This is a genomic window from Polynucleobacter rarus, from assembly GCF_003072505.1.
Lineage (GTDB): Bacteria > Pseudomonadota > Gammaproteobacteria > Burkholderiales > Burkholderiaceae > Polynucleobacter > Polynucleobacter rarus.
Map to the genome: position 1 here is coordinate 1,895,402 of NZ_NTGB01000001.1, position 16,406 is coordinate 1,911,807.

Annotated in this window: 13 protein-coding genes; 5 read left to right on the forward strand and 8 right to left on the reverse strand. The window is 41.6% G+C overall.

The window, feature by feature from the left end; translation table 11 throughout:
- Positions 1-83 precede the first annotated feature (83 nt).
- The 4 genes from AOC35_RS09020 (at position 84) to AOC35_RS09035 (ending at position 4,759) form a co-directional block, all read left to right on the forward strand.
- Positions 84-983, forward strand: a complete 900-nt coding sequence (locus AOC35_RS09020) for a LysR family transcriptional regulator (RefSeq protein WP_159077535.1) — start codon at positions 84-86, stop codon at positions 981-983.
- A 111-nt stretch (positions 984-1,094) separates the two neighbouring features.
- Positions 1,095-1,838: a gluconate 2-dehydrogenase subunit 3 family protein gene (locus tag AOC35_RS09025; protein ID WP_108646763.1), complete on the forward strand. Its 744-nt coding sequence runs from the start codon at positions 1,095-1,097 to the stop codon at positions 1,836-1,838.
- 15 nt (positions 1,839-1,853) lie between these two features.
- The gene (locus tag AOC35_RS09030) at positions 1,854-3,626 is read left to right on the forward strand and encodes a GMC family oxidoreductase (RefSeq protein ID WP_108646764.1); all 1,773 of its coding nucleotides are present in this window, start codon (positions 1,854-1,856) and stop codon (positions 3,624-3,626) included.
- A 98-nt stretch (positions 3,627-3,724) separates the two neighbouring features.
- A complete protein-coding gene (locus AOC35_RS09035) occupies positions 3,725-4,759 on the forward strand; it encodes an isopenicillin N synthase family dioxygenase (RefSeq protein ID WP_108646765.1) in 1,035 nt (344 codons plus the stop codon).
- A 54-nt stretch (positions 4,760-4,813) separates the two neighbouring features.
- Here the strand turns inward: AOC35_RS09035 and AOC35_RS09040 are convergent, their stop codons facing one another.
- From AOC35_RS09040 to AOC35_RS09050, 3 genes are read right to left on the reverse strand one after another with little or no spacing between them, the layout of a single operon-like run.
- Complete coding sequence (locus tag AOC35_RS09040; protein WP_108646766.1) at positions 4,814-5,704, reverse strand: NAD(P)-dependent oxidoreductase; 891 nt, start codon at positions 5,702-5,704, stop codon at positions 4,814-4,816.
- A 37-nt stretch (positions 5,705-5,741) separates the two neighbouring features.
- Positions 5,742-6,734, reverse strand: a complete 993-nt coding sequence (locus AOC35_RS09045; RefSeq protein ID WP_108646767.1) for a Bug family tripartite tricarboxylate transporter substrate binding protein — start codon at positions 6,732-6,734, stop codon at positions 5,742-5,744.
- 16 nt (positions 6,735-6,750) lie between these two features.
- Positions 6,751-9,795, reverse strand: a complete 3,045-nt coding sequence (locus AOC35_RS09050) for an FAD-binding and (Fe-S)-binding domain-containing protein (protein ID WP_108646768.1) — start codon at positions 9,793-9,795, stop codon at positions 6,751-6,753.
- A gap of 132 nt (positions 9,796-9,927) precedes the next feature.
- Between AOC35_RS09050 and AOC35_RS09055 the strand changes: the two genes are divergently transcribed.
- A complete protein-coding gene (locus tag AOC35_RS09055) occupies positions 9,928-11,112 on the forward strand; it encodes a pyridoxal-phosphate-dependent aminotransferase family protein (protein ID WP_108646769.1) in 1,185 nt (394 codons plus the stop codon).
- 55 nt (positions 11,113-11,167) lie between these two features.
- Here the strand turns inward: AOC35_RS09055 and AOC35_RS09060 are convergent, their stop codons facing one another.
- Genes AOC35_RS09060 through AOC35_RS09080 form a run of 5 tightly spaced genes read right to left on the reverse strand, consistent with a single transcriptional unit; the run spans position 11,168 to position 16,356 of the window.
- A complete protein-coding gene (locus AOC35_RS09060) occupies positions 11,168-11,932 on the reverse strand; it encodes an SDR family NAD(P)-dependent oxidoreductase (RefSeq protein WP_108646770.1) in 765 nt (254 codons plus the stop codon).
- Between the two features lie 18 nt (positions 11,933-11,950).
- Positions 11,951-13,321, reverse strand: coding sequence for an MmgE/PrpD family protein (locus tag AOC35_RS09065; RefSeq protein WP_245898472.1), 1,371 nt, complete (start codon positions 13,319-13,321; stop codon positions 11,951-11,953).
- A 2-nt stretch (positions 13,322-13,323) separates the two neighbouring features.
- Positions 13,324-14,292: a Bug family tripartite tricarboxylate transporter substrate binding protein gene (locus AOC35_RS09070; RefSeq protein WP_108646771.1), complete on the reverse strand. Its 969-nt coding sequence runs from the start codon at positions 14,290-14,292 to the stop codon at positions 13,324-13,326.
- Between the two features lie 18 nt (positions 14,293-14,310).
- The gene (locus AOC35_RS09075) at positions 14,311-15,267 is read right to left on the reverse strand and encodes a Bug family tripartite tricarboxylate transporter substrate binding protein (RefSeq protein ID WP_108646772.1); all 957 of its coding nucleotides are present in this window, start codon (positions 15,265-15,267) and stop codon (positions 14,311-14,313) included.
- Positions 15,268-15,270: 3 nt separating this feature from the next.
- Entirely contained in the window at positions 15,271-16,356 is a 1,086-nt protein-coding gene (locus tag AOC35_RS09080) for a Gfo/Idh/MocA family protein (RefSeq protein WP_108646773.1), read from the reverse strand.
- Positions 16,357-16,406: the final 50 nt, after the last annotated feature.

A 16,406-nucleotide genomic window follows, 5' to 3' on the forward strand; every position in this document is an offset into this window, starting at 1 on the left:
TGAGTTTCTCCAATTAAAAAATTTTGAACTCATGAATAGTTAATGTAAACTTAATTTATTTGATGAATTATGCGGTTTTACTTATGAATCTTTCTGGTCGATTAATTGATGCCTTTTTAGCACTTGAAGAGACAGGGCGATTTTCGCTTGCGGCTGAACGTTGCCATGTTTCTGCCTCTGCTTTCAGCCAAATGATTAGCAGGCTTGAAGAGAACGTGGGAATCAAACTATTTGATCGTAATACACGTAATGTTTCATTGACCCCAGAGGGGGAAATTTTTTCCATCGGCGTTCATCGGATAGCGAATGAGATGGCAAATATCGTCAGTGAAGTACAGTTTCGAGCATCGAAAAATGCTGGAAAAGTAGCTATTGCCTCACCACCGTCTTTAGCGGCCTCGTGGCTACCCAAGCAACTCGCTGAATTCAGATTGCAATTCCCCGGTATTGAGTTAAAACTTTATGACGTCTTTGCAGACTCGTGCAGTGAGATGATTGCCAATGGAGAGGTTGATTTTGGTTTTAATGCCCATCTTAAATATGAAATTGATTTCGATAAGGAGTTATTTATTAATGAGAGGCTAATTTTAATCTGCCATATTACCGATCCACTGGCTAATCGAACTGCACTTCATTTAGAGGATTTAAGAAACCGTTCCTTTATTTACACTTCAAAAGAAGGTAGTGTGCGACAACAGCTAGAACCATTGATTAAGGATATTAATCTAAAAGATAGTGGATTTGAAGTCTCTCATCTCAACACCATCGCAGGATTAGTGGTGAATCGGTTGGGAATCAGTATCGTAAGTGAATCGGCAATAGCGCTAATCAAACGGCCTGAATTGGTCGCTATCCCATTTCACGACCCTAGAATCATCAGACCTATTTATTTGGTTAAAAAACGTAATCGCAGTCTTTCCTTTGCTGCAAAAGCCCTTTGGGACCAATTACTGCAAAACTCAGATAAGTTATTGGTAAATTGATTCAACGATTATTTTTTCTTGAAGTACGTGTTCATTTCATTTGGACCTCTTCGATTTTTATTTGTTTTAGAATGAACTATAAATAAGATTTAAAAAAATCGGAGACACATCATGGAAAAACCAAAAGGCCCTAATACAGAGCCAGGCTTTCAATTAAACCGTAGGGCATTACTGAAATCAGCTGTTAGTACAGTTGCAATTGGCAGTTCTCTGACCGCAGTAGCCCAAACGAATAGTAATCCGCCCAAGCCCCAACCTATTGCTACACAAGCATCCACCAAAGGATATGTTTTCTTTACGCCTGCGGAGCAAGAGTTTATTGAGGCTGTTGTTGATCATATGATTCCGGCTGATCAGTTCAGCCCTAAAGGGAGCGATCTTGGCGTTAATATTTTTATTGATAGAGCGCTCAATGATGGCTGGGGTAAAGGAGATCGTCTTTACCTAAATGGCCCATGGCAACCTGGAACTCCATTTCAAGGTTATCAATTACCTATGAATCCCGCTGAATTATTTAGGCTAGGCATTGAACAATGTAATCAATACTGTTTGAAAAACCTTCAAAACACTTTCCACTTGTTACCTAAAAATAGTAAGGAAGATGTTTTAAAGAAATTACAAGTCGGTCAAATCACCTTTGCAAACGGCTTATCTGGTACAACATTTTTTGATCTCTTATATCAAACTGTCAATGAAGGATTTTTCTGCGATCCAATTTATGGTGGTAATGCAGATAAGGCGAGCTGGCGAATGCTTGGCTTTCCTGGCGTGATTGCAACCCATGCTATCAATATTGAAACATTCAAAAATAAAAAATATGTATCAAATACTTTAAGTATTTCTGATATCAGTTAATTCGAAGGATTTGAGATGACTAAGAGTTTTCCAGAAGTAGACGTCGTTATTGTGGGGATGGGTTGGTGCGGAGGTATTCTCGCCAAAGAACTATCAGAGTCAGGGATGAAAGTAGTTGGTCTGGAGCGTGGCGCAACCCGAACGGTTGAAAATGATTTTTCCGTACCGCATATTCGTGACGAGTTGGAATATCACGCCCGAACTGGACTCGCACAAAATTTAAAAAAAGAGACTTGGACGGTTCGAAACCAAATTTCTGAAACCGCCTTACCAATGCGAAAATATGGCTCTTTTATACCCGGTGATGGTTTAGGTGGGTCAGGAGTGCATTGGAACGGTCAGACTTGGCGTTGGACCGATATGGAATTTAAAATTAAATCCAATTATGTAGAGCGTTACGGTCAAAAGTTTATCCCAGAAGATATGACTATCCAAGACTGGGGCATTACCTATGCTGAACTGGAGCCTTACTATGATCATTTTGAAAAAATTGCGGCAGTTTCTGGAGTAGCCGGTAATCTTAATGGACAAATAAGAAATGAAGGAAATCCTTTCGAAGCCCCAAGAAAAAACCAATATCCTTTACCGCCACTCAAACAAAGTTTAGCCTGCGACTTATTTACCAAAGCAGCTAAAGATTTGGGATATCATCCTTTCCCGATTGCTACTGCAAACGCCTCAGCAGCTTATAAAAACCCAGATGGCATTCAATTTGGCCAATGCCAATATTGTGGTTTTTGTGAAAAATTTGGTTGTGAATCGAATGCCAAAGGTTCTCCCCTCAATACTGTCATTCCTGTTGCTATGCGCCAGCCCACTTTTGAGTTACGAACCAACAGTTGGGTAACGAAAGTGTTGATGAGTAAGGATAAAAAACAGGCTACCGGCGTCAATTATCTGAATACTGTAACGGGTGAAGAATGCTTTCAGGCTGCGAAAATTGTCATCCTTGCTGCCTTTGGTTTAAATAATACCCAACTGATGCTAACCTCAGGCATTGGGTCAGTCTATGACCCAGTTAGCCAAAAAGGCTTGATTGGTAAAAACTATGCCTATCAAACAGGCGCCAATGCAAACTTATTCTTCAAAGATAAAATCTTTAATCCCTTTATGTCTGCCGGTGGCCTCATCACCGTGATGGATGATTTTCATGCAAACTGGGATTTTGATCGTTCACCACAAAATTTTATTGGCGGTGCAACAATTTGGGGAGGGTTTTTTAATGGCCGTCCTTTAGAGTATCACCCTACTCCTCCTGGCACCCCAAGCTGGGGATCTGCATGGAAAGAGTCGATGGCAACTTGGTATCAAAAGACGATGAGGATTGCAGCGAATGGTAGCGTAATGCCTAATCGTTACAACTATCTTGATTTAGACTCTACTTATAAGAATGCAGCTGGCACCCCACTGATGAGAATGACTTTTGATTACAAACCCAACGAACATCGACTGTCTACTTTTGCGGCGGGCTTAATTGATCAAATAGGTAAGTCTTTAAATCCAACCATGATGACAAAACCAGCACCTAGAGTCACCCCATGGAATGCCGCAGTTTACCAATCAACCCACAATACGGGCGGCACTATCATGGGTACAAATCCTTCCAATAGTGTTGTGAATAAAAACTGTCAGAGTTGGGATTTGCATAATTTATTTATTCTTGGTTCATCCGTTTTCCCGCACAATTCGGCATACAACCCAACAGGCTTGTTAGGTGCTTTGTCTTATCGAACTGCCGATATTATCAAAACAATTTATCAAAAAAACCCCGGAAAACTAATCACTTAAACTGGCTGAAATGTATTTTTACTAGAACATCCCTATTACAAGTAAGCTAGAGATATGTTATTTTAAAAAAATAAATAAAAAACTGGAGACACATAAAAATGAACTCTCACGCAATGGACGCTCGTGAAGTAGATATGCCCAAAAGAGCTTTGCCAGTCATCGATTTAGGGCCATTCTTAAAGGGTGAAGCTGGCGCTCTCGACCAATTAAGCAAAGAATGGCGAGAGGTCTGTGAGAAACTTGGTTTCTTGTGTGTGATCAATCATGGAATACCAGATGAATTAATTGCAGAAATGGAAGCTGCTACGCGTGCATTCCATGCCTTGGCTGATGAAGATAAATTAAAAATCAAAGTGACTGATCATCAAAGGGGATACATTCCCTCTAGAGCTACTATTCTTAAACATTCCAGTTACCAAACGCATACCAAATTAGATACTGTCGAATGTATGGTGGTTGCGACGGATTATCCAACAGACCACCCTGAACTGATCGCTGGAAAACAATTCTATTCAAGAAACCTTTGGCCAGAAAATTTACCGAGTTTTCAACATACTGTAGAAAAGTATATGAGTACAGTACAGGCGCTAGGAATGAAACTTCTTCCCGTTTGGGCTAAATCACTAGACCTTCCTGAAAATTACTTTTTACCTTATTTCACGGAACCCTATAGTTATTTCCGTATTGCAAAATACCCCAAAACAGAGTTTGTGGAAAATCAAGAATTTGGTCTAGGTGCGCATGCTGATACCGGTTTTATGACATTCTTGCCTCCTGCACTTGAACAAGGTTTACAAGTTCTCGATGAAAACAGTCAATGGTTTTGGCCTGTGGTCCCTGAGGGTGCTGTCATCGTCAATACAGGACTTTTCTTATCTCGCTGGACCAATAATCGCTTTAGGGCAACTCCTCATCGCGTTTTACCCCCTAAGCACAATGATCGATATTCTTTTGCTTGCTTTATCAATACGAGCTTAGATGCTGTTGCTTCCTGTTTGCCAACCTGCCAAACGCAGGACAATCCACCGCTCTACCCAGATCAAAGTTATTGGTCTTATTTTCAGTGGTACATGAAAAACACCTATACCCACTATGGCAGTATTTCGGCACCAGAGGATGAAGTTACTTCATAACCTACTTTTTACTTGAATTAGCTTTGCCTTAGGGCAACGCTAATTCGTTCCTGCTTACCTTTTGACACCAGCCATTTGCTCTAGCACCTTACAAACAACTGCTGTATCCTCTTCACCAAAACCTTGATTTAAAGATGAATAATACAGTTGATGAGTAGTATCAAATAAAGGCGTTGGGCAATTTAAATCTGCAGCAAACTTCGAAATAATCGACAAATCTTTCATAAAGGTATTTACCGTAGCTGTCACTTTGTCATACTCGTTATTCACCATCAGAGGTCCACGAATAGCAAACATTTTTGATCCGCCAGCACTGTCCTTGAGTACTTCGTAGACATCATCTAAATTCATACCCGCCTTACTTGCTAGAGCAAAAACTTCTCCAGCGGCAGCATTATGAATACCCACCAATAAATTAGCCAAGTATTTCATTTTGGAACCGTTACCACACTCACCTAGGTAGTAATTAGACTTCGACATACTAGGAAAAATTTCTTTGACCTTTTCAAAGGCATCCTTGTTACCACTAGCAAAAACAATCAGATCACCCGTGATTGCTTGGGCACCAGTACCACTAACGGGACAGTCCATAAAATATTTATTAGCGCCTTGCATGGCTTGATGCATATCCATTTTTAGCGTCAAGGGCATCGTACTCAGCTCCATCACGACATTGGGTAATTGACTTCGACATATTCCATCAGCCCCAGTAAAAACCTCTCTCACAACCTTTTCAGTCGGCAAGGAAGTGAAAAGGTAGGGAGTTGTGTTTGCGACCTCTAAAGGAGACTTCGCTACTTGTCCACCATTCGCCACAAACTGCGCTAAAGCTTCATGTGAAACGTCGTAACCAATGACCTCATGCCCTGCCTTTAATAAATTATTAGAAATTGCACCGCCCATAATGCCTAAGCCAACAAACCCAACCTGTACCTTCTTTTCCATCAACGTCTCCGATATAAATTATTTTTAAAAACTATTCTTATTCCGCTTTGATGTTTAAATCTTTTACCATCTTTTGGTATTTATCTAACTCGGTCTTAATAAAAGCGGTAAATTCCCTAGGCGTAGCAGGTCCTGTCGTTTGGAGTCCTTGAGAATCCATTGTGGCTTTAATACTACTTTCACTCATCGCCACTTTCACTGCCTTATTAATCTTATCGATTAAGGCAGGAGGCATATTCTTCGGCCCCATAATCGAATACCAATTCGTCACATCGAAACCTTGGATACCCACTTCATTAAAGGTAGGTAAATTAGGCAAAGACTGTAATCGATTGGGAGTGGAAATAGCTAAAGCTTTTAACTTGCCAGCCTTCATTTGTTCGAGTAGTGGCGGCATGGTATCAAAATTCATCGAAATTTGATTTGCCATTAAATCAATAATGGCTTGTCCACTTCCCTTGTAGGGAACATGCCGAATATCAATATTAGCAATTTTTCCAAATAAAGCACCTGCTAAATGTTGAGTACTACCAATACCGGAAGAACCATAGGTCATTTCGCCAGGCTTTGTTTTCGCAATACTAATCAACTCTGCTACCGAATTAGCAGGAGTTAATGGGTTAATCGCCAGAATATTTGGCACATATCCAAGATAGGTAATCGCTGAAAAATCCGTTGCTGGATTATAGGGAACTTTACTCAAAACGAAGGGTGCAATTGCGTTCGAATTGGAATGGCCCATTAATAAGTTATAACCATCAGCGGGACTTTTGGCAACAAAATCTGCCGCAATGGTACCAGCAGCGCCCGACCGATTTTCAACGATTACGGGTTGGCCTAAAATTTCACCTAGCTTTGGCGCTAAGGCTCGGGCCACAATATCCGTACCACCGCCAGGAGCAAATCCCACAATCAGATGAATGGGTTTATTGGGATAGTTATTGATATTCTGAGCTAATATCGCTTGGCTTGAAAAAATCAATCCTAAAAATAAAAATTTAAAAACTTTTTTGACTTTAAACCATTGCATGCTCTACCTCACTTCATTAGTTGATCGAGAAAACAGAAGTACTAAAAGACTTTTCTTGCAAATGCATCGCTAGCACCTGAGCTACATGAAGTGCTTGCTTTTCTGAGCCCTCATGGATTTGATGGCGACAACTGACCCCGTTGGCAACCACAATTGCATCGGGTTGATTTCTAATACTTGGCAATAGTGATAACTCTGCCATTTGCTTTGAAACCTCAAGGTGCTCTACTTCATAACCAAAACTACCCGCCATGCCACAACAAGAGGTTTCAATCAATTGCACATTAGCTTTAGGAATGATTGCTAACAAATCCAGGAGTGGCTTGACCGTGTCCATCGCTTTTTGATGGCAATGCCCATGTACTTGGATCGTATTTTTTGCTTCGGTTAGTTTTAAATGTAATCGCCCCTGCTGGTGCTCTTCAAATAAAAACTCTTCAAAAAGTTTTGAACCATTAGCTAATTGGTTTAATTCTTCAGCGTTATAACCAAGACCCATGACTAAATACTCGTCTCTTAAACTCAGCAAACAAGAGGGCTCCAAGCCAACAATTGGAATACCTTGTTGAGTAATCGGCATGAGTACATCTAGCAATTCTTTAGCCGAAGTCTTGGCTTGATCCATCATACCGGTGCTCATAAAGGTTCGACCACAGCAATAATGTCCATTTTCTTTTCTTAATAAATGGACACTAAAACCACCTGCTTTGAGCACTGCGAGAGCAGCCCTAATATTCTGCGATTCGAAGAATCCATTAAAGGTATCAACCCAAAATACAACTGGTTTATGAGCGTTCTTTAATTCTTCTAAACTCGTTAATTCAAACTCTTCTTCAAAGGATCTAGTGAAAGCCGTATCTTTGGTCCAACTTGGTAATTTTCTTTGGGCGGAAATGCCAGTGAACTTTTCAAGCAAATTAGCAATGCCTTGATTTTTATTTCTAAAGTTAAATAGGCTAGGTAATCCTGGGGTATTCGCAATCCAGTGCGCATATTTAGGTAAGGTCCCAATTAAACGGTCTCTTAAGGTATAGCCATGTTTCGCTTTGTATTGATGAGTAAACTCTAGCTTCATTTTCGCCATATCCACACCGGTTGGACACTCTCGTTTACAACCCTTACAGCCGACACATAAATCAAGCGCCTCTTTTACTTCCGCAGTTGCTAAACCTGACTCTTCTAACTGACTAGATAAAGCTAACCTTAAAGTATTTGCTCGTCCGCGTGTGACATGTTTTTCATCTCGAGTAACTCGGTAACTTGGGCACATAGTTCCGGCGTCAAACTTACGACAATGGCCATTGTTGTTGCACATCTCAATTGCTTTTGAGAATCCGTTCGCAGGATCGCCTCCAGATCCGGGAGCTGATGTTTGTTCTGTTAAAGGATTATTTTGTACATTCCAACTAGACCAATCAAAAGCGGTTTGAATTGGAATCACTTTATAACTTGGCGGAAACCGAAATAGACTTTGGTCATCCATTTTTGGGGTATCGATAATTTTTCCGGGATTAAATAAATTAGTTGGATCAAAGTTGTTTTTAATTTTCCGAAACGCTTCATTAATATTTGAGCCAAACTGCCACTGAATCCATTCCCCTCTGGAAATACCATCGCCATGTTCACCGCTAAAAGCCCCTTTATACTTTGCTACTAATTCAGCAGCCTCTTCAGCGATAGCGCGCATTTTTGCAGCGCCATCACGACGCATATCCAGAATCGGTCTGACATGTAATGTACCCACCGAAGCATGTGCATACCATGTGCCTCGCGTTCCATGTTTCGTAAAGACCTCAGTCAATGCATTCGTATACTCAGCCAAATGCTCTAAAGGGACTGCACAATCTTCAATAAAACTAACGGGTTTACCGTCACCCTTCAGACTCATCATAATATTGAGACCAGCTTTACGAACTTCCCAAAGATTCTTTTGGGTTTGGGGATCAATCATTTCCACGACACTACCAGGCATTCCCAAATCCGCCATCAACTCGACGAGTTGATTTAATTGTTGCTTAAGATAAGACAAATCATTGCCAGCAAACTCCACTAATAGAATGGCTTCAGGTGTTGGTGCCTGTGGATCCTTCAGGCCTGTTTCAATGATTTTTTTAAAGGCAGGATTAGTCCTAGCTAAATCAATCATGGTTCGGTCAACTAATTCAACTGCACAAGGCCCTAATTTGACAATATGCTGAGCACTATCCATCGCTTGGTAAAAGCTAGCAAAGTTAATTACTCCAAGTGTTTTTTGTTGTGGCAGCTCGGCAAGCTTTAAGCGCAGTTTTTTAAAATATGCCAGGCTTCCTTCACTTCCGACTAATAAATGCGATAGGTTGACCCGACCATCTTCGGTATAGGGCTTTTCATTTTGATTATGGAAAATATCTAAGTTATATCCAGCAACCCTTCTTAACACCTTCGGCCATTTTTCGACCATTTCAGCATGGTGCTCAAGCGCTAATTGCTGCACAAACTGACCCAATTTAAGGGCTCTACCCGCAGCATCTTGCATCAAGCCAAATGAGCTTACCTTACCATCCGATAACCAAGCATCAATGCCTAAAACATTGTGAACCATGTTGCCATAAGCAATCGATCTGCTGCCGCAAGAATTATTGCCAGCCATCCCCCCGATAGTTGCTTGTCCTGAAGTCGAGACATCGACTGGGAACCAAACCTGATGTTTTTTTAAGGCTTGATTCAGATGATCTAAGACCATACCAGGCTCAACGTCTACATATCCATCAGCTAAATTTAAATCCATTAAATTACGAAAATGCCGAGAATTATCAATAACTAAAGCCGCTCCAGTTGTTTGACCACATTGGCTCGTTCCACCACCTCTGGGTAATATCGGGATGGCAAGTTCTTGAGCGATCTGGATAGCAGCTTGAATATCTTGTGCTGTTTTAGGAATAAAAACAGAGATTGGAATCGTCTGATAAATCGAAGCGTCAGTTGCATAACGACCACGACTTGCTAAATCGGTTAAAACTTCGCCACTTGTGTTTTTTTGCAAGCGGGTCTGAAGTTGTTGTGTAATCTCCATTGTGTCCATTGTATTTAACGCCAAAGTTCTAAGAATTTTACCGAAGACTTGGGGTTGAATGTTATATTTCTAGTATTAATATAATTGAATCATGAATAAAAGTATCTAATAAGAAACACTGATAAGAAAGTTAACTACGATATGCTTAAATTAGACAATCACCCATCAGGTCGCCACTTTTTACATATTCCTGGCCCAAGTCCAGTACCATCAAGGATACTACGAGCGATTAGCTATCAAACTATTGATCACCGAGGTCCAGAGTTTGGGGCATTTGGCTTAGAGTTACTGAAAAAAATTCGACTTCTATTTAAAAGCAATGACCCTGTAATTATTTATCCTGCTTCAGGTACCGGGGCATGGGAAGCTGCCCTTGTGAACACACTCAACCATGGTGATACCGTCCTGATGTATGAGTCAGGACATTTTGCATCACTTTGGCAACGTCTTGCGCAAAGGATGGGGCTCAAAACTGAGTTTATTTCTAAGCCGGGCCTCGCAGGTTGGCGCGGTGGGGTGGATGCGAAAGCAATTGAAGAGCGCCTCAAAGCAGATCCAAACCACATCATTAAAGCCGTTTGTGTCGTACACAATGAAACATCCACAGGCGTCACTTCAGATATCGCTGCAGTCAGAGCTGCAATGAACGCCTCGAATCACCCAGCTCTGCTCATGGTCGATACGATTTCAGGCTTAGGCTCAGCAAATTATGAGCATAGCGCTTGGGGAGTAGACGTTACTGTGAGCGGTTCACAAAAAGGCTTAATGTTGCCACCGGGACTCAGTTTCAATACGATTTCACCGAAAGCGATCACAGCAAGTAAGACCGCCAATCTGCCGAAAGCATTTTGGGCTTGGGATGAAATTTTAGAAGCTAATCAAACAGGCTATTTCCCAACAACCCCTGCTACTAATTTACTGTATGGACTTTCTGAAGCGATTGATATGATTTTAGAAGAGGGGTTAGATAATATTTTTGCTCGCCATCAAAAGTTAGGCCTAGCTTGTCGCGCTGCAGTTGAAGCTTGGGGACTCGAAATTCTTTGTCAAGATCCAAGTGTCTATTCCCCTGTAGTAACTAGTGTCTTAGTACCTGATTCAGTTGATGCCGATGCACTGCGTAAACTTATTCTTGAGAAATATAATTTATCTTTAGGAACAGGTCTTGGCAAACTCAAAGGCAAAGTATTTCGAATTGGCCACTTAGGTGACTGTAATGAACTGTCTCTGCTCGCTGCCCTGTCAGGTTGCGAGATGGGTTTGGCCGCCTATGGTTATTCAATCAAATCAAGTGGCGTTGTTGCTGCACAAAATATTTTACGTTGATTGGTATCGGTTTTATTTAGCTTAATTACTTGAGATAAGTGATTAAGCTAATTTACTAAGCTAAATATGCCCCGCCATTGGCGTGGATAGTTTGACCAGTAATGTATCTTGCCTTGGGGCCGCACAAAAACTCGACTAAATTAGCAACTTCTTCTATTGAACCTCTGCGCCCGAAGAGCGTTTTATTCTTACCGTGATGTTCAGGAGTGCCACTTCCTGCACTCTCGCCGCGAACGGTATCGATCAATCCAGGCACGACACAATTTACTGTAATACCAAACTCACTTAAATCATGCGCAAGCGCCCGAGTTAAACCGATAAGACCCATCTTGGCGGTCACAACATGCGCTCTTTCTTTGGATCCAGTATGCGCAGATAAGCCACCAAAATTAACAATTGAGCCCATTGATGACTCTTTCAAATAAGGCAGAGCTGCCTTTGCACATAAATAAGCGCCGTCCAAAATGGTACCCATGACCTCGCGCCAGTCTTCCCATTCCAACTCTGCAAAAGGAGTATGTCTTCGAAGCGCCGCATTGTTAATCAAGATATCAATTTTCCCAAAAGCCTTAACTGATTCTTCGATTAATTGTTTTGCCCCTTCCACATTACTAATATCAGCGGCAATACCGACTGCTTTGGCGCCAGTCCCAAGTTGATTAATTTCATGGACTAATTCATCCATCTGTTCGCTATGTGAGCGTGCATTAATAACTACCTGAGCACCTTCTTTTGCAAGAGAGATTGCAATTGCTCTACCAATATTTTTAACTGAACCAGTAACAATCGCAACACGGTCTTGCAGTAATTTTGTAGTCATTCTTTATCCAAAAATTAATTATTGCGCTAGTTGAGCGGCTGTTACGGTTGTAGTTCTGCGGATAGCTTTAATTTGCTCCAAAGCTTGCTGAATTTCTGGTAAATTCCAACCACCATAGATGCAATTTGCTTTGAACTTTTGTTCTAAAGTATCGATTGACATGGGTTCATCCTTACCCCCACGAAAATGTCCCTGATAAGCCTCTAATACTTCGCCATTTTTGAGTGTTACTTTTAAATGGCCAATGAATTTTTTTGGATAAGGATTATTAGGATCAATTTTGTAAGAAATTTTATTGGTTAACTCACGAATCTGAGGGTCATGTACAACACTTTCCTCGTAGTCAATCAAACCAGCATCATCCCGAATCATACCAACTGCAATCGCGTAAGGAATACTAAATTTTGCAGCGTAGCCATTGGGTGGATTTCTCTTGTTATTCAGAGGCTCCCACAAGCGGTGCACAATCCCTTCGGCCGTATTACATTCAATACTTTCGATATCCTTTGTTTGCAATCCTTGGGCTACGAGTTTACGAGCGCAATCAATATAAGGGTGAGCCATCGTGCCACAAGCGTAGGGTTTAAATGCCATATCAGCGCAAAGCCATTTAGTTCCCACATCGGCTAACATCTCATCAAAATGATTATCATCTTGGTTGGCAAAAGCATGGAAAAACCCATGCTCCCCTTCAAATAAGGTTCTTGGTCCAGTGAAGCCTTCTTGCGCCAAGCGAGCCGCTCTGTACCCTGAGTGCGCAGCCCAACCAGGGTGCATTCTTTTGGTCCACGTCCCTTCTGCCAAGTACTCGATAATGCCGGAGGCCATACTACCAACAATACCCAAAGCATTTACCCACTGCTCTTTACTCAGTCCAAGAGCACTCGCGACACCTGCCGCAGCACCAATCGCACCAAACACGGCAGTTGGATGAAAGCCTGCTTTATGGACCAGTTTAGGTGCAACTGAACATAGGCGGCACATGACTTCTGAGCCAATTGCAATCCCGCGAGCTAGATCACTGCCAGATAAACCGTGTTGCTCACAGGCAGCCAGAACTGCAGGAACAATGACTGCTCCCGCATGAATCGGCCCCCCCTCAAAGGTGTCATCGTAATCTTCACCATGTGTCGCTGTACCATTCACAAAACATGCTGTAAAAACATTGCCCTTTTGTGCATGACCAATCACGGTACACTGACCGGGCTCAAAAGTTGCGCGAAATGACGCGCCAACATAATCTGCATGCCGAGCAGCCACACATAAACCAGCCACATCGATGATGAGAGAATCAACTAAGATTTGAACTTCTGTTGGTAATTCTTGCGGCATATCAATAAATGCCTGCGCTAAAACTTCAGATACGCTAATTGTAGGTATATTTTTCATCATTATTCCGCAGTAATATTGCTATCTTTAGCTACTTTTGTCCAATGAACAACTTCTTTTGACATGTAATCTTCAAATTGATCAGGTGACATGGGCATTGGCGTTAGAGCCTGTTCGACAAAAAACTTTTTGACATCTGCTTGGGTTAATAATTTATTAACTTCAGAATTAATTTTTTTCTTAATCTCGTCAGGTAACTTAGCAGGTCCCACTAAGCCATACCAAGTTAAACCATCAAAACCATCGAAACCTAATTCTTTAAAAGTCGGTGTATCTGGCAATAATGAGCTACGAGTATTGCCGGTCACTGCTAGTGGGATTAAAGTACCGTTTCGGATATGAGGCATGGCAGCAGATAATCCAGGAAAAATCACTTGAATCGATCCACCGACTGAATCAGTAAATGCCTGACCGATACTTTTATAGGGCACCATTAAGGCAGGCATGGATGCCGCAAATTTAAACTGCTCCATGAGCAAATGATTTAAGGTACCGATTCCAGATGTACCGTAATTCAAAGATTGTTTTTTAGAGTAAGCCACTAATTCTTTGAGATTTTTGACGGGTACACCCTTTGCCACCACAATCACATTTGGCGTACCACCAAACATGGCAATCGGCGTAAAGTCTTTGACTGAGTCATAAATATTTTTCTTTACCGCTGGATTGGTCCCATGGGTCGCAACATAACCAATCATCAGCGTATAACCATCGGCAGGCGCACGCATAGTCATTTTTGCGGCAATGGCACCACCAGCTCCAGCTTGATTGTCAATAATAAAAGACTGGCCCATCGCCTGGCGCATTTTATCGGCCATAAACCGCCCCACAATATCAACTCCACCACCTGTAGCTTGCGGTGCAATTACCTTGACAGGTCGATTAGGATAATCCGTTTGACCAATTGCTAAATTGCTACCAACTAATAATGCGACGGTAAGTAAAATTTGGGGAAGTCTTAGATGTTTCATTATTCTTATTTCATTTCTTTATTGAGGATTGATTCCCGCTATTTTAGCGATGCTTTGATACTTGGTGATTTCTTCTCGCACAAACTTGGTAAAGGCGGTTTGCCCCATAGATTTCACTGTAATTCCAGCCGTATTAAAAGCAGACTTTGTTTCTGGATCATTTAAGACCCTGGTGACATCTTCTTTTAATTTTTTAATGATTGGAGCTGGTGTAGCCATGGGGGCCCATAAGCCAACCCAAAAATTCATTTCAAAATTATTATTTAATTGCTCAGCAATCGTAGGCACCTGTGGCAATCCTTCTACCCTAGTCTTACTAGAAATGCCCAAAGCTCTTAACTTACCCGATTGAATTTGTGGCAAGGCAGTTTCGTAAGGTGCCATTAAATACGTTACACGCCCAGAAATCACATCTTGCATCGCTTCAGGAGTCGATTTATAGGGAATATGGAGCGCTTTGATATTGGTGGTTTGATTCAAATACTCAGAAGCCAAATGGGTTGAGCTACCAACACCTGCTGAACTAAATGTGAAATCACTCGAACGATTTTTAGCTTCTTTAATGAAATCATCCAAAGATTGTATTTTTGATGAACTCGCAGTCACTAGGATATAAGGGCTCGTTGCGATCATATCAATTTCTATTAAACTTTTAGTGACGTCGTAAGGTAAATTTTTGTACACCGCGGGATTAATCACATAGGTTGCTGATTGGGCGAGAAGTGTATAACCATCCGGGGGAGAATTCACAACCGCACTAATTCCTACAGTTCCACCAGCACCGGGTTTGTTTTCGATAATGACCGATTGCTCCCATAATTTATTAAGCGACTTAGCAAGAATCCTAGCGGTAATATCGGTACCAGAGCCAGCACCTGGACCGATAATTTTGACGGTATGATTCGGATAATTCTGTGCATTGGCTATCACAGAGCAAATCAGAAGAGCTAATAAGAAAAAGAATTTTGAAAACATAGCTTATTTTGGTAGTGGCAACCTTACTGCTTCACCAGTCCTTACAGCCAACTCAATGGCGAGAGTAGTTTCTAAATTGATCCGCGCTTGATTTGGTGTCGTATGCATCGTTGGCTGACCAGTAATTAAAGCGTCTAACCAGGAGCGTGTCTCATTACCTAGTGGCCCCCAAAAATCCCCACAAGCCCAATCACCAGCAGTATTACTTCCTAAAAAAGCCATATTCACCTGATGATCAGGAACATAGGCATGTGGCACTCCGCGGTCAGAATACAAAATGTGATCCATGTGATCATCATCAATAATCATAGTGCCTTCAAGGCCTAATAGTTCGAGGCGATCTGACTGACCTAAAGTCGGATATCTCTCTGGTAATGCATAACTGATACCTAAGTTAATCACTGCTCCGTCTGAGAAAGTAATAATTGCCCAGGTCACATCATCAATCGGAAAACCAGCTTCTCTAAAAATACCGGTTTGTCCCCTTGCAATAATCTCCACAGGAGTTGCTTGATCCTCTAAAAGCCAACACATTAAATCAACATAGTACGTCAGCACATCCACCACTGGGGTGGCATGAGGGTCACGCTTTAAAATCGAGAAGGCCTGCGCGCGGGAGTTATAGACCCTTGCCGTGCCACCAATAATTTTCCCAAGACGCTGGTGAAGTACTTGCTCTTTAGCGCGAAGGTAACACTCTTTAAAGCGTCGGCTATAGCCGATATTTAATTTACCATTCGTTCTTTTGAGAACTTCTAAAATCTCATCTGCCTCTTGCAGAGAAAATGAAATGGGTTTTTCTACTAAAACGGGCTTACCGAGTTCAAGCGCTTTTTTGATTGGTGCAGCGTGTAATTGTTCAGGGGTCGATACGATGACTGCATTCACCTCAGGTCTAGAAATGACCTCCTCATTGTTGTCTGAGTAAAAATTGGCGTTACAGGTTTCTGCTAAGGTCTTTGCTTTGTCAAGATTTATATCTGAGATCGCTAAGAATCCAACGGAGGGATGTTTTGCAGCAAGTCTTGCGCGCAGAGTCCCTATTCGTCCAGCGCCAATTACAGCTATTCCTAGAGGCTTATCTGCCACGTTATGTCTCCTATTGTTTTTTTAGATGGTGTGTTTCGTATTATACTTGT